Annotated in this window: 13 protein-coding genes; 4 read left to right on the top strand and 9 right to left on the bottom strand. The window is 68.7% G+C overall.

The genetic code is table 11. The features are described 5' to 3' along the window. Positions 1-152 precede the first annotated feature (152 nt). Positions 153-758 (top strand): response regulator, encoded by a 606-nt coding sequence (locus G1H11_RS10650; protein ID WP_163818806.1) that lies wholly within the window; start codon positions 153-155, stop codon positions 756-758. An 8-nt stretch (positions 759-766) separates the two neighbouring features. Here G1H11_RS10650 and G1H11_RS10645 read toward each other — a convergent pair whose 3' ends face one another. From G1H11_RS10645 to G1H11_RS10635, 3 genes are all read right to left on the bottom strand, one after another. Next, the gene (locus tag G1H11_RS10645; RefSeq protein WP_163818554.1) at positions 767-2179 is read right to left on the bottom strand and encodes an MFS transporter; all 1413 of its coding nucleotides are present in this window, start codon (positions 2177-2179) and stop codon (positions 767-769) included. A gap of 147 nt (positions 2180-2326) precedes the next feature. Continuing rightward, positions 2327-3493, bottom strand: a complete 1167-nt coding sequence (locus tag G1H11_RS26480) for an MFS transporter (protein ID WP_163818553.1) — start codon at positions 3491-3493, stop codon at positions 2327-2329. 44 nt (positions 3494-3537) lie between these two features. Continuing rightward, positions 3538-5196 carry a CocE/NonD family hydrolase gene (locus tag G1H11_RS10635; RefSeq protein WP_163818552.1) on the bottom strand — a complete coding sequence of 553 codons (1659 nt, stop codon included), beginning with the start codon at positions 5194-5196 and terminating at the stop codon, positions 3538-3540. Between the two features lie 71 nt (positions 5197-5267). On the opposite strand from G1H11_RS10635, the gene G1H11_RS10630 reads away from it, so the two are divergent. After that, positions 5268-7991 (top strand): AAA family ATPase, encoded by a 2724-nt coding sequence (locus G1H11_RS10630; RefSeq protein ID WP_163818551.1) that lies wholly within the window; start codon positions 5268-5270, stop codon positions 7989-7991. A 5-nt stretch (positions 7992-7996) separates the two neighbouring features. On the opposite strand, the gene wrbA is transcribed toward G1H11_RS10630, so the two are convergent. The 3 genes from wrbA to acs all read right to left on the bottom strand — a co-directional run bounded on the left by wrbA (position 7997) and on the right by acs (position 12172). Beyond that, complete coding sequence (wrbA, locus tag G1H11_RS10625; RefSeq protein WP_163818550.1) at positions 7997-8605, bottom strand: NAD(P)H:quinone oxidoreductase; 609 nt, start codon at positions 8603-8605, stop codon at positions 7997-7999. Between the two features lie 709 nt (positions 8606-9314). After that, positions 9315-10106, bottom strand: a complete 792-nt coding sequence (locus G1H11_RS10620) for a histidine kinase (RefSeq protein WP_163818549.1) — start codon at positions 10104-10106, stop codon at positions 9315-9317. Positions 10107-10213: 107 nt separating this feature from the next. Continuing rightward, entirely contained in the window at positions 10214-12172 is a 1959-nt protein-coding gene (acs, locus tag G1H11_RS10615) for an acetate--CoA ligase (RefSeq protein ID WP_163818548.1), read from the bottom strand. Positions 12173-12401: 229 nt separating this feature from the next. Between acs and G1H11_RS10610 the strand changes: the two genes are divergently transcribed. Together G1H11_RS10610 and G1H11_RS10605 are read left to right on the top strand one after the other, a co-directional pair. Continuing rightward, the gene (locus G1H11_RS10610) at positions 12402-13433 is read left to right on the top strand and encodes a hypothetical protein (protein ID WP_163818547.1); all 1032 of its coding nucleotides are present in this window, start codon (positions 12402-12404) and stop codon (positions 13431-13433) included. Between the two features lie 538 nt (positions 13434-13971). Continuing rightward, positions 13972-14835: an aldo/keto reductase gene (locus G1H11_RS10605; RefSeq protein ID WP_163818546.1), complete on the top strand. Its 864-nt coding sequence runs from the start codon at positions 13972-13974 to the stop codon at positions 14833-14835. Between the two features lie 26 nt (positions 14836-14861). Here the strand turns inward: G1H11_RS10605 and G1H11_RS10600 are convergent, their stop codons facing one another. The 3 genes from G1H11_RS10600 to G1H11_RS10590 are packed head-to-tail and all read right to left on the bottom strand — an operon-like array spanning position 14862 to position 16632. Further along, positions 14862-15572, bottom strand: a complete 711-nt coding sequence (locus tag G1H11_RS10600; RefSeq protein WP_163818545.1) for a Fic family protein — start codon at positions 15570-15572, stop codon at positions 14862-14864. Beyond that, positions 15569-16036, bottom strand: coding sequence for a DUF1707 SHOCT-like domain-containing protein (locus tag G1H11_RS10595; RefSeq protein ID WP_163818544.1), 468 nt, complete (start codon positions 16034-16036; stop codon positions 15569-15571). Before G1H11_RS10595 ends, G1H11_RS10600 begins: the two co-directional genes overlap by 4 nt. A 2-nt stretch (positions 16037-16038) precedes the next feature. After that, entirely contained in the window at positions 16039-16632 is a 594-nt protein-coding gene (locus G1H11_RS10590) for a PadR family transcriptional regulator (protein WP_216843644.1), read from the bottom strand. Positions 16633-16772: the final 140 nt, after the last annotated feature.

The raw sequence follows: 16772 nt of genomic DNA, 5'->3' as shown, positions 1-16772 counted from the left end.
TGATGACCCGGGTAGTCAACCGCTCGTATCATCACTTCACGACGCCTACGACCTCGAAGAAGGGGAATACCATCACGGTCACGCCGGGTTACCGCCTGCCGTCGTTCCGGCGCGACGGCAGGCAGACCACGGAGAACCAAGCCGGGGAACCCATGATCAAGGTGCTGATAGCCGAGGACATGCACATGATCCGTGGCGCCCTCGTGGCTCTGCTCCGCACCGAAGATGATCTGGAAGTCGTGGCCGAGGTGGCACGAGGCGACGAGGTAGAGCGGGCAGCGCTGCGCACCCGACCCGACGTCGCACTCCTTGACATCGACCTTCCTGGCCTGGATGGTCTCTCGGCCGCCGAATCACTGATCCGCGCCGTACCGGACTGCCGCGTCCTTATCCTCACCGGCCTGACCCAGCCGAACAATCTGCTCCGGGCCCTGCAGGCCGGGGTGCGAGGCTTCCTCCTCAAGGCCGCTCCTGCCGACGCCCTGTCCGATGCGATACGCCGTGTCAGCAGAGGGGAACACGTCATCGAGCCGAGCTTGATGGCCGCTGCCCTGGAGACCGGCGCCAATCCCCTCACCGCCAGGGAGACCGACGTGCTCAAGGTCGCCACCTTGGGGCTCACCACGGAGGAGATTGGCGTCAAGCTCTGTCTTTCGCCCGCCACGGTACGGAACTACATGTCGAGCGCGATCAGCAAGCTCGGCGGGCGCAACCGGATCGACGCGATCCGCATCGCGACCGAAGCGGGCTGGCTGTAAAGGCCGTCTCACGCCGGATCTTCCGCCATCGGTCCCCGCACGCCTTCCCCTGGCTCGCCACCCCCTGCGGCCGCGTCTGTTCCTGCCGCACGGCGGGAGATGACCAACGCCACGACGCTGAGCGCGGCGAGTGCACACGCCAGCGCGAGGGCAGTTCGCATGCCGCTCTGCTGATAGCCGGACAGCGCCCACGCGGTGGTAGCCAGGGCTGGACCAAGCGCTATGCCGATCTGACGAGCCATACTCGTGGACGCGCCGGCAGTGCCGAGCAGATGGCGGGGAGACAATGCCATCACCATGGCCTGGTTCGGTCCCGCGAACAGCCCGGCGCCGACACCCACGATCGCCAGCCGCCACATGAGTTCCGCCGTTCGCCAATCCGAGCCGAGAGGCACCGTCAGGGCTATCCCGACGGTGACCACCACCACGCCGGTCACCGAGATGACCCTGGCATTCCACCGATCCGCGAGAACACCGGCGATCAGCCCGGAGACCATCACCGCGAGCGGAAAGGCCAGCATCGTCATTCCGATCCGTGCCGGCGCCACGCCGGCAGCGTGAAGGTGGAACGGCACCAGGAACTGCACGGCGATCACCGCGGCTATCTCTGCTAGCAGAGCGAGGTGCGGGCCGGTCATGCCTGGCGTGCTGAGCAGCTCCCGGACCGCGGCACTGCCTGGTCGCCTGCGCCACAGCACTGCCAGCGGCACAGCCACGAGCGCCAGCAGGATCCACTCGACGCCCACCTCGGCTGTGAACGTCAGCGCGAGCATCAGCGCGATGGCGGCGCCGCCGATCAGCAGGGCCTCCGCGTACCACGCCCGGTCGGGCGCGCGCAGCGGGGAACCCGCCGACAGCTGTGCCCATCCGATGCCGATCACTGCCATGCCCACAGGGACGTTCACGTAGAAGATCCAGGGCCAGGTGAGGTACTCGATGACCAGGCCACCCAGCACCGGGCCACTCACGGCGCCCAGGGGGCCCAGCGTCATCACGATGGCCATCGCGCGTCCCCGGACCTCGGGCCGGACCGCGATCGTCGTCAGGACCGGCGCTAAGGCGAACAGCATCGCCCCGAACGCACCCTGGACGACACGTGCACCGATCAGCCACTCGATGCCCGGCGCCAGCCCCACGGCCACGCTCGCGACCGTGAACCCGCTGACCGAGAGCACCAGAGCCGCGCGATGCCCCACCCGATCCAGATACCGGCCGCTGGGCAGCGACAGAGCGATCAACGGCAGATGGAAACCGAGAACCACCCACTGCGTCAGGCTGGTACCGATACCGAAGCCGTCCTCAATGGTCGGTAGCGCCACGGTGACGATCGTGCCGTCGAGCTGGGCCATGAAGACCGCGATGCCGGTGGCGACCACCAGCCACCATCGGTTCTTCCTATCGGTGGAAGCGGGCGCGTTCACGTGATCCCTCGCATTACCGGCGCCGGCCGGCTAGGGCTGTCTGTTCGCAGATGAGAGCCATGGTGAGAACGCTACGCAAGCGCCAGGCACGGCGAATCCGTCATGTGACGGTAGTCGGCGGCAAGGTGGATGCCCGCACGGACGACTTCATGGCTCAGTAGGCCGGATCAGCAGCATCACCACGACCGCGAGCGTCGCGATCACCGCGCTGGCGGCGGCGAGAGTCTCGAAGCCTCCGTACGCCGTGACGAGACCGGCCACCGGGGCTCCGGCGCCTGCCGCCAGCCCCATCGCCATCTCCCCCAGGCCTTCCGCCTTCGCCCTTTCCGCCGGACGGACGGATGCCGTGAGCATCGTGCTGGCGGCGACGACACCCGCGTTCCAACCGAGCCCCAGCAGGGCGAGGGCCACGGTGATCCCCACGACGCCGTGCTGATCCGCCAGGGCTCCCACCACTCCCGCCGCCACGAACAGGAGAAACCCGACTCCTGCTACCGCGGAACCGCCGTAGCGGTCCGCCAGCCGGCCCGTCGCTGGCGCGGGAGCGAACATACACAGGACGTGAATGCTGACGATCACGCCTACGAGGTCCAGGCCGTGGCCGTGCCCGGTCATGTGGACAGGCGCGATGGCCATCACCGCGACCATGACGAGGTTGGTGATGGCCAGCAACAGGACGGCGCGACGTGCGCCGCCGGACCGCGTGTCTGCCGCACGTAGCTGCACCACCGCAAGCGGTTCCGGGCCCGGTCGTCGCAAGCGGGACAGAATGCATCCCGCGAGCGCGAACGCGGGGATCGCCAGCAGATAGAGCCCGGTCAGCCGGGGTAGGCCGATGTCGACGGCGAGCTTACCGGTGACGCCTAGGAGATTCGGCGCGGTCACAGCGCCGACCGCGGCTCCGGCCAGCACGATACCCATGTCCCGCCCGCGGAACTGGTCGTCCCCGGACCCGGCCACCGCGTACCGGGAGAGGAACACGGCGACGTTCGCCACACCGAGAACGGCGCTGCCGATCAGGACCAGCGCCAGGTTCGCGGCAACGGCCGCGCCGACCACCAAGGCCGCACCCATGATGCCCGCGCCATAGCCGGCCATCAGTCCGCGAGGCCGGCCGGCCGTGGCGCTGATTCTGGCGATCAGTACGGCTCCCAGAGCGGAGCCGGCCACGAGCGCACCGATCGGCAGTCCGGCCGCGGCCTCGCTTCCGGTGATGTCGGCGGCGAGGAGGGCGCCCGCACTGCCACCGGCGGCCAGGCCCATACTCCCTATTGCGGTGGCCGCCGTGAGCAGGTAGACAGGCGTCCGCGCCACACGCGACGGCCCGGCTGACGCTGTGCTCCTGACGGGCCGCATCGTCACGTCGCTTGTACTGGAACGTCGAGCGCGGTGTGGTGGTCGCCGCCGAGGTGCACGATGCACCGGCCCGGTCTGCTCTTCTCGTAGTAGGAGGGAAACTGCCCGGTCAACGGATTGCGGGCGTAGAACCACCGGCCTTGAATCTGCAACTGCAGTTCGTCGCCGGCCCGGAAGAGCGTCGCCGACGGCAGGAGTCCGATAGTCATCTGGACCACCTGCCCGGGTTGCAGCGGCTCAGTGACGTCCTCCGGATGCTCGCCCCCGGTGTCGACGCGACGGTGAGATGCCCGGCGGATTCCGTTGGTGATCAGGGATCCGCGGAATCCGAAGGCGTTCTCGAAGGCGACCGGCTTCCCGTCGCGCAACTTGCGGACACCTGCGAAGACGCACACGTCATCGACACGCTCAGTCTCTAACGCCAGGTGAAGGGTCATCGGGCCGACGATCTCAGTGTCCGAATCGAAGCGGTGGGTGAACTGAAGGTCACCTCGACGAGTGTGGAAGGACACGGTCGTCTGGGGGTCGGGGTGGTCGCCGAGGCGACCGTCGTCGCGTAGGTGCCAGGTCTGCCATCGGGTGCGTGCCGGCGGCCATTGCAGCTCCCGGCGGACGGAGGTGATGGTGTCGGCGTCCTCCCGCACTTCGAGCCGGACGGGTGGAACCGCCTCCTGACCATTGTCGACGCCCTTGAGAAAGTGATCGAAGAACCGCGTCTGCTCGGCGAGCGCCTCGGCGCCATAGTAGACAGCCCACTTGGGACCACGGTGCGTGTACAGCCACTTCTGCTGGGAGGCGATGCGTCGGAAGCCCTCGAACGATCCACGTGTGTGAAGGTTGTGGTCCGAGAAGCTGCCGCAGATCAGCGCCGGAACGTCGATCTTCTCGATCTCCCGGTCGCGCGCCGCCCACCACTCGTCGTACAGGGGCCGAGCAAGCTGCTCCCGGCGCAGGTCGACGTCGCTGTCCTTACGGGTATGCGCGGTGCCTTTCGTCCACACGATCAGCAGCCCGTCCTCCCGGACCCCTCCTGGCCTGGCCACGTCCCGGTAGAAGTCCGTGAATCCTTCCCATGGGGTGATCGCCGCAAGATGGGGAGGGTGCGTCGCCGCTGCCGCCCATTGAGACAGCGCCAGGTAAGACACGCCGCTCAAGCCGACCTTGCCCGTCGACCATGGCTGGACCGCCGCCCATTCGATCAGGTCGTGGTAGTCCTCACCCTCGCCAGCTCCGAGCAAGACGCCGGTGCCCTCGGAGGTCCCCCAGCCACGCAAGTCCGCATTGACCACTACGTAGCCTCTCGGCACCCAGTAGGCCGGGTCTGGCGCCTCCCAGCCGGTCCATGCCGAGATGGAGAAGGGCAATGACTGCGGTAGGACCCGCAGGTTGGGAAACGGCCGATAACCGCGGCGCGTCGGCTTGGGGAGATAGTCCTTGCCGTACGGGTGAGCGGACATGATGACCGGATACGCCCCTCCGTCGGCCGGCCGATACACGTTGGCACGCAGGACGGCCCCGTCGCGCGCCGTCACCGCGACGTCGTGATCGACGACGACGCCCTCGGGTGGCGGGGTGACGGTCACGTTCGGACGGATGATGTTCCGCAGCCGTGCCCGTGCCCGCCCGGCGGGCCCCTTGGCCAGCGCTGTCTGTCTGCTCATGACGGCACGCTAATGCTGCATGCGCGAGCGCCGAGTCTGTCACGTGACTGGTGTTCTGCTACGTTCCACACGTGCTTTACGGGCGCTCGGCGGAGAAGACGCGGATCGACCGGATGCTGACAGAGGCCACCGACGGGCACAGCAGCGCTCTGGTGTTCCGCGGCGAGCCGGGCATCGGGAAATCCACCCTTCTGGAGTACGCCCGGGAGCAGGCGTCGCGCAGCGAGGTGCCGGTCCTGTCCGGCGTCGGGGTGGAAGCCGAGATCGAACTGCCGTACGGCGCGCTGCATCTCATCCTGCGCCCGGCGCTGGGTGACCTGGATGCCGTACCCGCGCCGCAGGCCGACGCTCTGCGCGGTGCCTTCGGCCTGGCCGGCAGCCGGGCCGCCGATCGCTTCCTAGTGGGCCTGGCCACACTGACCCTGCTCGCCGAACACGCCGGCGGTGGCCCACTGCTCTGCCTGATCGACGACGCGCAGTGGCTCGATCACAGTTCTCTCTCGGCGATGTGTTTCGCGGCCCGCCGGCTCGGCGCGGAGGGAATCGTCATGCTCTTCGCCGCCCGCGCGGATGACACGGCGCTCCCCGCATTCGGCTTGCCGGAGATGGAGGTGGGTGGCCTCGGACGCGAGGAGTCCCTGGCGTTTCTCGACGAGTTCGTCCCCGGCCTGGCCCCGCAGCTCCAGGACCGGATCGTGGCGGAGACGGCTGGAAACCCGCTCGCGCTACGGGAACTGCCCGCGGCGCTCACCCCCGAGCAACGGGCCGGATGGCTCGCACCTGAGGCCTCACCAGCGGGTGACAACCCGGTTCCCAGCCGGGTACAGGAGACGTATCAGGCACGTGTCCGTGCGCTTCCCGACACGACCAGGTATTTGCTGCTGGTTCTCGCTACCGAGGACACCGGCGAGCTGACCGTGGTGCTCGATGCGGCGCGCCGTCTCGGTGCCGGGATACCTGATCTCGAGCGGGCGGAGGCGGACAACCTCGTGGACGTCGTCGGCGCCCGGCTGATGTTCCGTCACCCTCTCATCCGGTCCGCGACGCACCACGCCGCGTCGGCAGCGCAGCGCCTCGCGGTACACCGGGCGCTGGCCGAGACCTTCGAGGCCGCGTCAGCGGCAGACCGCGCGGCCTGGCACCGAGCCGCCGCGAGCACCGAGCCGGACGAGGCCGTCGCCTCCGCTCTCGAGCGCAGCGCCGAGCACGCGCGTTCTCGCGGCGGCTACGCAGCGGTCGCCGCGGCGTACCAGCGTGCCGCCGAGCTGACCCCCGACCCTGCCCAGCGAGTTCGCCGGCTGGCGTCGGCAGCCCGCGCGGCGGCCGACGCGGGGCGCCCGGACCGCGCGGCAAAGCTCGCCGATCTGGCCGAGCCGGATGCGGCCGCGCCACGCGTCCTCGCTGATCTGGTCCAGGTCCGAAGTGCCATCGCGCATGAACAGGACCGCCCGCACCTCGCGGTGGAACTGGCGTGGGCCGCATCCGCGATCGCCGAAGACGACCCCGGTCTTGCCGCTGTCATGCTGCTCGACGCCGTCACCGCCGCATGGGCGTCAGCGAATCACGCCGACGTGGCGGCGGTGGCACGCCTCGCCGCGGTCCCGTCACCGGACCCGTTCCTGGCCCGGACCTCGGCGGCGATCGTCCACCTGACCACCGGTGGACTGAAGCACGGCGTCCCGTACCTTCGCGAGCTGCTGGCCGAGTTTGCCCATAATCCCGGTCGCTCCATCTGGCAACGGTCCAGCATCCAATGGTGGTTCCACTGGCTGGCCGACCCCGACGCGGGCTACGAGGAGGCCGCCGCGCTGGAACGCGAGTGCCGTGCACAGGGCGCTATCGGTCTGCTCCCTCGAGCGCTGATGTATCTGGCCCGCGCGGAACTGATCCGCGGGCGCCTGCGGGCGGCCCGGTCAGCCGCGGACGAAGGGCTGCGGATCGCCCAGGACACCGACCAGCCCCACTTCGCCGGGCACCTGAGTGGTCTGCTCGCGTGCGTGGCCGCGATCGTGGGTGACGGGGAGCTCACCCGCCCACTCGCCGGCGAGATTCTCGACGAGGGACTCACCGAGCGTGGCGTGGAGTGCTTGTATGCGCTGAACATTCTTGACCTCGGTTCCGGCCGGCACGAGTCCGTGCTTGAACGGCTCGACCGGCTGGGTGTAGGCCCGGCCCGGGAGGTCGCCATGGGCCACTTCGCCAGCCTGCCCGACTACGTCGAGGCAGCGGCCCGCGCAGGAGCGCCCGAACTCGCGGCCGAGGCGTCCGCCACGTACGGGGAGTGGGCGGAGGCGACGGAGCGTCCGTGGGCCATGGCGGTCGCGTTGCGCTGCCGAGCCATCCTGGCCGACGGGGACGACGCGCGGGAACTCTACGAGGCGGCCGCCGAGCTCCATGCCAGGGACGGCCAGCCGTTCGAACGGGCACGCACCGAGTTGCTCTTCGGCAGCTGGCTGCGCCGCCGGCTCTTCCGCAACGACGCCCGGCCGCACCTACGCGTCGCACACGAGATCTTCGACCAGCTCGGCGCGGCCGAGTGGTTGCGGCGCACCGCGGCCGAGTTGCGCGCCGCAGGAGAAGCGTCGGAGACGCCAGAACGAGGACCTGACGTCCTGGACCGGCTCACACCGCAAGAACTGCAGGTGGCGCGGTTGGCTGCGGACGGGTTGAGCAACCGGGACATCGCGGCCCAGCTCTTCCTCAGCCCGCGCACCGTGGGCTACCACCTCTACAAGGCGTATCCGAAGCTCGGGGTCACCTCCCGGCACGAGCTCGCCCGCATGGACCTCGGCTGACCGGCTCAGTTGCGGCCCTGCTTGAGTGCTCTCGCCATGGCGGTGGCCCTGGCCGCCTGATAGCGGACCGTACGCAGGTGAACCTCGGCCGGGGCGCCCCCACCACTGATGTGTGCGGTGCCGTAGGGGTTACCCAGCTCGAACTGCACCGGATCGGTGTAACCGGGTGGCACGATGACTCCGCCCCAGTGGTAGATCACGTTGTACAGGGAGAGGAGCGTGCTCTCCTGTCCGCCGTGGTTCGTGTACGTCGAGGTGAATGCGGAGTAAACCTTGTCCGCCAGCAGACCCTTCTCCCAGATCGGGCCAGTGGTGTCGATGAACTGCTTGAGCTGACTGGCCATGGCTCCGTAGCGGGTCGGCGTCCCGAACAAGACCACATCCGCCCAGATCAGATCGTTGACACCGGCTTCCGGAATATGCCGCGTGGCGTCCGCGTGCCCTGCCCACTCGGGCTTGGCGGCGACCACCTCGGCCGGCGCCAGCTCCGCCACCCGGCGCAGGCGCACCTCGGCGCCCTCCTTCTCGGCGCCTTCCGCGGCGCCGTTCGCCAGCGCATGCACGTTGCCCGTGGAGCTGTAGTAGATGACCGCGACGTTGATCGCGTGAGACATGAGGTTTCCTTTGCGTCGTCGTTCCTGGAGAACACGACGCTAGGGGTGGCGACATGCCGGCCGAATCCGTCGCCTGACTGTAGTTCGCGCATGGCTTCCGCCGCTGGTGGAGAAGAACCGGCGGCACTGGGTGAAGGAGGACCCGCGGCACTGGGTGAAGGAGGACCCCGCAGCACTGCGCCAGAGAGCCCACGGCACTGGCCGGAGGAGAACCGCGGCACTGGGTCGAGGAGAACCGCCGTCGTCGAGGTGATCGCCTTATTGATGTTGGTCTCCTTGTGGCGGTGGAGCCCGGTCAGCGGGCTTGGGCGGCGGCGGGCACGAACGGTGAATCGGCCTGGGATTCACCGCTGCTTGTATCAGGGTGGCGCGCCCGGTGCAGGGCGCTGGTCTGGGTGGGTGTGGTGATCGTCGTGCTAGAAACAACCGGTGCGGTGGCTGGTCGTGTGGTCGTGAGGGCATGCCGTGTGAGTTCCGGCGCATTTGACCGGCGATAGTCATCACAGCTGGTCACACGCTCTCTGTGAAGATCGTTGTGCGAGAACCTGCGGCTGTGAAAGCCCTGGTCGCGCGGTCGTGAAGATCACCGTGTGAGATCTGACCGGTCCCCCAGTCGTCGTGAAGATCACCGTGTGAGAACTGACCGGTCCCCCAGTCGTCGCAAAGATCACCGTGTGAGAACTGACCGGTCCCCCAGTCGTCGCAAAGATCACCGTGGGGATTCTGGCGGTGTTGGCGCGGTCCTTGGCGGCGCTGCGATCCACAGGGTCGAGAATCGCTCAGCTGTCATTGGCCACGAGCGAGTGAAGTCGGCAAACTCCAGTAGAAGCTCACGCGCGTGCTCCGGGTCCGAGCGGACGGACGAGGCGATGGCACCCAGAGCGTTGTAGATGAAGTGCGGGGAGATCTGCGCCCGCAGCGCACGGATCTCCGCCTCCGCCAGCTTGGCGCGTTCCTGATCGAGTTCCGCGAGCTCCAGCTGCCCGGAGACGAACCGGGCAACCTCTTCCACGGCGCGGACGAGCCCCGCCGAAGGGCGCGCCGCGGTGTACGCGACAAGTGCGCCGACGACCCGGTCCTCTGTGGTCAGCGCGGTCACGACGCCGTGCCGCACTGGGCAGTCAAGCCGCTGGCACTCGATCGCGTCCGGGCCGAGGACCTCGGCGGATCCCCCGTCCAGCGCCTTGGCGGCGTGCCGGTTGACGTCGTGCGTGTGATGCCCGCCCGCCCCGGCCCACCCGACGACGCCGTCACCGTCAGTGAGTGCGAGAGCCGTCGTACCCAGGAGGTCACGCAGGTGCCGCGCAGCCCGCTCCGCACCGGCGCCAAGGCCGGCACGCAGCTCGGGCGACGCGAGACTGGTGGTGTGCAGGATCCGGTACGTCGTCTGGTTTTCCGCGGTCCCGAGGACGGTGCGGGAACGGATCAGCCGCACCAGAACGATCGCCGCCACGACGACGAGCGCAGCCACGACGATCAGCACGACGACGGAGGAGCGCATGGCAGGACCCTACGCTGAGCGGGACTCGCCGCCACTCGCGTCCGGCAGGCCGAGGAGCTGGGCTCCTCGGCCTGCCGGACGCAAGCAGGAGAACGGCGGGCGCGCGGTCAGTCCTCCGAGGAGCCGGACATCCCTTTGCTGATGAGGTTCATCACCGTCGGATCGGCAAGCGTCTGAACATCGCCCAGCTCGCGGTTCTCCGCGACGTCGCGCAGCAGCCGGCGCATGATCTTGCCGGAGCGAGTCTTGGGCAGCTCCGCCACTACCATGATCTGCCGCGGCTTGGCGATCGGGCCGATCTCCTTGGCCACGTGGTTTCGTAGTTCCTGGACGACGTCGGCTCCACCGTCGCCGGCAGCGGCGCGAAGAATGACGAACGCGACGATGCCCTGACCGGTGGTGGGGTCGGAGGCGCCGACGACCGCCGCCTCAGCCACCTTCGGATGCGAGACCAGGGCGGATTCGACTTCGGTGGTGGAGATCCGGTGCCCGGAGACGTTCATGACGTCGTCCACCCGGCCCAGCAACCAAATGTCGCCGTCCTCGTCCTTCTTGGCTCCGTCGCCGGCGAAGTAGCGGTCCTCGAAGCGGGACCAGTAGGTGTCGATGAACCGCTCGTCGTCACCCCAGATGGTGCGCAGCATCGACGGCCACGGTTCGGTCAGCACGAGGTAGCCTCCGTGCCCGTCCGGCACCTCCTCGCCGGCCTCGTTCACTACCTGGGCCACGATGCCGGGCAGCGGGGTCTGGGCGGACCCCGGCTTGGCCGACGTGACCCCGGGGAGCGGGCTGATCATGATAGCGCCGGTCTCGGTCTGCCACCAGGTGTCGACGACGGGCGTGCGGTCGGCTCCGATGACCCGCCGGTACCAGATCCACGCCTCCGGGTTGATGGGCTCGCCGACGCTGCCCAGAACGCGCAGCGACGACAGGTTCCGGCGACCCGGGATCTCGTCACCCTGCTTCATGAACGTGCGGATGGCAGTGGGCGCGGTGTACAGGATGGTCACGCCGTACTTCTCGACGACGTCCCACCAGCGTCCCGGCTCCGGAAAGTCCGGTGTGCCTTCGTACATCACCTGGGTGGCGCCGTTGGCCAGCGGCCCGTACACGATGTAGCTGTGTCCGGTGACCCAGCCGACGTCGGCGGTGCACCAGTAGACGTCGCTCTCCGGCTTCAGGTCGAACACGTAACGGTGGGTGTACGCGGTCTGCAGAAGGTAGCCGCCGCAGGTGTGCTTGATGCCCTTCGGCTTACCCGTGGTGCCGGACGTGTAGAGGATGAACAACGCGTCCTCGGCGTCGTGAGCCTCCGGCGTGTGATCTTCGGACTGGGCGCCCACGAGCTCATGCCACCAGACGTCCCGGGAATCGTCCCACTCGACGTCCTGCTCGGTACGGCACACCACCAGCACCTTCTCGACCGACGGACTCTTCGCGACGGCTTCGTCGACGGCCGGCTTCAGTGCGGCGGCCTTCCCGCGACGGTATCCGCCGTCGGCGGTGATGACGAGCTTGGCCTCGGCGTCTTCAATCCGGCTGCGCAACGCCTCGGCGGAGAAGCCGCCGAACACCACAGAGTGGATGGCTCCGATGCGGGCGCAGGCGAGCATGGCGACCGCTGTCTCGGGGATCATCGGCATGTAGATGGCGACCCGGTCTCCGTGCTGGATGCCCAGCGCGGCCAGCGCGTTCGCCGCCTGGCACACTTCCCGTTGCAGGTCGGCATAGGTAAGACTCCGTGAGTCGCCCGGCTCCCCTTCCCAATGGATGGCGACCCGGTCACCGTGTCCCGCCTCGACGTGGCGGTCGACGCAGTTGTAGGCGACATTGAGCCGGCCTCCCACGAACCACTTGGCGAACGGGGGGTTGCTCCAGTCGAGCACCTCGTCCCATTCGGTTTCCCAGGACAGCAGGTCACGCGCTTGCTTGTCCCAGAACGCGAGCCGGTCCGCCTTCGCCTCCTCGTACAGCGAGGCGTCGGCGTTGGCCTGCGCGGCGAATTCCGGGGACGGCGGGAAGCGGCGGTCTTCGTGCAGCAGATTGGAGAGAGCGTCGCTGGTCACCTTTGTCTGCTCCTCATCTCGTCATCCGACAGGTCCCGAGGTCAAGCTCACCATGAGCCCACCTGGACGGCAATACCGTTCACCGCACCACGGTGCGGTGAACGGCACGGACCTGAAACCCGACTGTCACCTGATCGTCTCAGATTCACTACGCGAAACGGGACGGGGGCCAAGCAGCAATGTCCGAGCACTATCGACGGAACACCTCTCTCGGATGGACACTGGAGCTATGGGGCGCTGGGCCCGATCCCACCGCGACGACGCCGCCGCAACGCACGGCAGCGGGACCGACGACGTCCCGGTCTACTCGCCGATGCACCTGAACGCCGACGACCCGGTGTACGAACTATCGGGTGACGACGCTTCCGACAACCGGCCCTGGCGCCAATGGCTCGGGCTCGGCTTGGCGCTGGTCGTCGGGGCGGTCGCGGGTGTCATTGGCGCGAACGCCCGCCACGATGCGGCCGAGCAAGGTCGAATTGAGTTGGTAGCAGGGCGCGTCGTCGACGTGGAGCTGGCGAGTTCCCTGGATCCTCGCGCGCCGATCTGGCGTGCCGACCTGATGATCTTCAACGCCGGCTCGACGCCGGTCGACGTGCTCTATGTCGACGTGAACGCCTGGCGCCGGCCCGACGACGGCCGGCAGCCGGATCCCGTCACCGCACGACCGGGAACATGGGCCAGCCTGCAGGTCCGGATGACGCCCGACTGCACCGCCGACGCACCGGCCGGCACAGCCAGCCACGTCTCCGCTCGCGCCCACGTTCGCGGCGCCTCCGCCGAGGCGACGGTCCCGCTGGAGTTCGGGCCGGACCAAGGCTGGTTCAGGCAGGCATGGACGACGACGTGCGCCATGGGCGAGCCCGAGTATCCTGACATCTTCGTCGCCGAGGCGGAGGTGCTGCCCCGTGACGCTGGGGACAGCGTCCTTCACACTCGGCTTCACCTCTATGCGTCCTATCCGCTGCCTCCACGAGCCGACAGAAGCGCGGCGTTGCTCCGGATCCGCATCCACACCGACGGACTCACTGCAGCCACCGGCGGACTGCCTGTGACGTTGGACGCCGAGGAGAGCGTGGCGATCGACATCGGCTGGGAGATCTCCGACTGCCGCGAGATCGAACACTTCGACGGCGCCGCGCTGCACTTCCATGTGGCGCCGGACGCCGCGGCCACCGGTACCCGGGTCCAGAACGTTCCACTGCCCGCCTCCATCCTGGTCGCGCTGGGGAGGCTGTCCGCGGATGTGTGCGGACTGTAAAGATCTGCACGGATCTAGGCGTTCCCCTTTCCCCGGAACACGGCGATGGGCTATCAAGGGGAGTAACGGACCGTACAGGTCCACCGCACGGCAGATGGGCACCCACGCGGCGATCCGCCCATGTACGGGCAGTCGTTCCGGGCCAGCCGAGGCGACAGATAGATGCACGCTCTGGTAACCCATCTGAACGTGTCAGCGACGGCGCTCCAGCAGGGGCGCCGTTCGCATGCGACGTCTTCCGGGGTCTCGGAACCAGCCGGCTGCCCCCGCGGGAGTCAGTTGCTCGATCATCCTGCTCCCAGCCGCGCTGCGGCGCCATCCCGAGTCCGTCGCGGACCACGCCCAGCAGCGTGTGGACGTCGTTCACCTCCAGCGTCACGTGCCTACGGCACGCCAGCAGCTCGGGCACGTCGAGTCAAGCTGTTGGACATGTGAACGCCGACCCGCAAGGCTAGTCGTGCGCAGGCACACGTGCCTTGCGCACGTGCGAAGACTCAAGACCATGACTGCCGCCAATCCGCCGTGGAGGTTGGGAACCATGCACTATCGCCGCATCGGCGACGTCGACGTCAGCGCGATCGGGCTCGGCGGGATGCCCATGTCCATCGAGGGACGGCCGGACGAGGCACGATCGCTCGCCACCATCCACGCCGCTCTCGACGCCGGGGTCACGCTGATCGACACCGCCGACGCCTACCACCTCCACGCCGGCGAGGTGGGTCACAACGAGGCACTGATCGCCAAGGCCCTCGCCTCCTACGGCGGGCACAGCAGTGATGTCCTGGTGGCCACCAAGGGCGGGCACCTGCGACCAGGCGACGGCACCTGGGAGAAGAACGGCTCCCCGGACTACCTGAAGCGGGCATGCGAGGCGTCCCTGAAACGCCTCGGCGTGGAGGCTATCGGTCTCTATCAGTTCCACCGGCCCGATCCCACCGTGGCGTACGAAGATTCGCTCGGCGCCATTCGGGACCTCCTCGACGAGGGAAAGATCCGCCTGGCGGGCATCTCCAACGCTGATCTCGGCCAGATCCGGCAGGCTCAGGACATCCTGGGCGGACGCCTGGCATCCGTGCAGAATCAGTTCTCGCCGGCCTTCCGCAGCAGTGAGCCGGAGCTCGAACTGTGCGAAGAGCTCGGAGTCGCCTTCCTGCCCTGGAGTCCCCTGGGCGGCATCTCCCGGGCCCGGGAGCTGGGTTCCAGCTTCGAGGCGTTCAATCGAGTGGCTACCGCGCACAGTTGCAGCCCGCAGCGGGTCTGCCTGGCGTGGATGCTGGCCAAAGGCGAGCGAGTGATCCCCATCCCGGGGGCCAGCCGGCCGGAAAGCATCCAGGACTCCGCGGCCGCCGTCGACCTGGCTTTGAGTGAGGACGACGTGGTGGAGCTCGACGCGAGCGCGTAGCCGGGGACCGAACGGACGCGGGGCGGCTACCGCGACTCGGCGACGGCCAGGGCTGCTTCGGCTCCACGCGCATAGGCCTCGGCGCAATGCCGCACCCAGGCGCCGACCCCGGCCGGCGAGCCCGATCGATAGGCGTCGAGAAGGGGCTCGTAAGCGCGGGCCAGAGCAAGATGACCGGCCTCGGGGATGCTGACCGCTTTCGTGTCGACGCCCCTGGCCAGCAGCACGATCCGCTCGGTGGCCCTCGCCACCAGCCCGTCGGCGGCATCGAACGGTCGGATGGCGAGCAGCTCACCGTGGACGATGGCGGCGACCACCACTCCGGGTGCGGCGGTGGCCGCCGTCGCCACCGTGAGAAGCTGCTCGAGCCGACCGGCATCGGCGTTCGAGTCCGGACGCCCGAGGGCGTCGGCATCCGTGACCAGGTCTCGTGCCGCCAGCAGGTGAATGCGGGCCAGCACCTGGCGAGGCGAGCGGTCCCATGTCTTGGCCAGCTCGGGAAGCTCTGCCGTTGCCCGCAGCGCTCCCTGGACGTAGGGATCCGCGAGAGCCTCCGGATCGCCACCAGCCAGTTGCGCCGACGCGCGGGCACCCCGGACGGCGGACTCCGCGGCGATCTCGGCGGCGCCACGGCGCATCGCCGGGTGCCGCAGCACTGCGTCGATCGCATCGCGCGCGTGCGCTGCCGCGACGCCGACGCCGTCCAAGGCAGCGACGTCAGCGAGCGGGTCGGTCATGACCACCGAGCCTTGTGCCCGTGTGCTGCCCTGCCATGCAGACGTCGTGTGGCGCCGAACCGGTGCCCGGCGCCGTGGTGCCGACCGAAGCCACCGCAGGCGAAAAGCCAGAAGGCGACGAACAGCAGCCACGGCGCGTTCCCGAGCACGCCGAGGGCCACGACGGCGGCGAGGACCGCCACCGGCACCAGCCAGATCAGACGCGCGCCGCCGATGCGCCACCCCGGCCGCCCCGCGCGCGGCACCGCGGCCCGGCGCTCCAGGTTCGGCGGCGACGCGGTGGCAGGCAGGTCGGTGAAGACGACGTCGAGGTCGGCGTTGAACTTCGCGGCCCACACAGCTTCGAGCCGGTCGTCGTACTCAGGCTTGGTGAGGCGCCCGTTCGCGTAGTGCTCGCTCAGTGCCGCGGCGGCGGAATCGCGCTCGGCGTCACCGATGCGCAGCCGAGGCTGAGATGTGGTCATGGCTACCCCCCTGCGTTGAGGTCGTCGTCGTTGTCATCGCCGTCGGCGAGGATCCCGTAGAGTCGCCGGCGCATGTCACCGAGGACTTCCCGGGCTCGTGCCTGCTGATCGGCGCTGCCGGTGGCCATGATCTGCCACAGCGCTGCCGCTGCCTGGGCGATCATCGGTTCCAAACCGCTGTCGTCGTCCTCTGCGGCGGTAAAGGCCTCCCACGGAGCAGCGATCTCCTCGGGGTGGGCCTCGACGTACGCCCGGCCGTCAGCGGTGAGCTCGAAGGCACGCCGGCCCCCCTGCTCCGAGGCGATGACCAGCCCTTCGTCCTCCAGCTGCTGGAGGGTGGGATAGATCGACCCGGGACTCGGCTTCCACGCACCTCGGCTGCGCTCGGCGATCTCCTGGATGACCTGGTAGCCGTTCATTGGCTGCTCGGAGAGAACCCCGAGGATGGCGGCCCGGATGTCGCCACGACGCGCTTTAGGCCCGCGCCGGGGACCGCCCGGTCCGCCACGCCAAGGTGTTCCCCATGTGCCGCCGCCGTGGCCGAACATGGACCACGGACCGAAGTTTCCGAAGCCACCGTGCCGCCTGCTCGTCATGGCCGCGAACCAACCTTCGTCCGGGCCGCAGGAGCCACGCTTGACACCTGCCCACGGCATTCCCATCGCATGCGCCGCACCCATCAGCCTCATCTCCAGCCGTGCCTGTCGTGAACGATCGCGATAGGTTCACGATATAT

It is taken from the genome of Phytoactinopolyspora alkaliphila (assembly GCF_010550695.1).
Taxonomy (GTDB): domain Bacteria; phylum Actinomycetota; class Actinomycetes; order Jiangellales; family Jiangellaceae; genus Phytoactinopolyspora; species Phytoactinopolyspora alkaliphila.
This window is presented reverse-complemented; position numbering and strand designations above follow the sequence as displayed.

Coding starts and splice junctions, on each gene's coding strand:
- G1H11_RS10590 (WP_216843644.1), bottom strand. CDS start 16,632: ATGACGAGCAGGCGGCACGGTGGCTTCGGAAACTTCGGTCCGTGGTCC.
- G1H11_RS10610 (WP_163818547.1), top strand. CDS start 12,402: ATGGGGCGCTGGGCCCGATCCCACCGCGACGACGCCGCCGCAACGCAC.
- G1H11_RS10595 (WP_163818544.1), bottom strand. CDS start 16,036: ATGACCACATCTCAGCCTCGGCTGCGCATCGGTGACGCCGAGCGCGAT.
- G1H11_RS10620 (WP_163818549.1), bottom strand. CDS start 10,106: ATGCGCTCCTCCGTCGTCGTGCTGATCGTCGTGGCTGCGCTCGTCGTC.
- G1H11_RS10605 (WP_163818546.1), top strand. CDS start 13,972: ATGCACTATCGCCGCATCGGCGACGTCGACGTCAGCGCGATCGGGCTC.
- G1H11_RS10650 (WP_163818806.1), top strand. CDS start 153: ATGATCAAGGTGCTGATAGCCGAGGACATGCACATGATCCGTGGCGCC.
- G1H11_RS10635 (WP_163818552.1), bottom strand. CDS start 5,196: ATGAGCAGACAGACAGCGCTGGCCAAGGGGCCCGCCGGGCGGGCACGG.
- wrbA (WP_163818550.1), bottom strand. CDS start 8,605: ATGTCTCACGCGATCAACGTCGCGGTCATCTACTACAGCTCCACGGGC.
- G1H11_RS10600 (WP_163818545.1), bottom strand. CDS start 15,572: ATGACCGACCCGCTCGCTGACGTCGCTGCCTTGGACGGCGTCGGCGTC.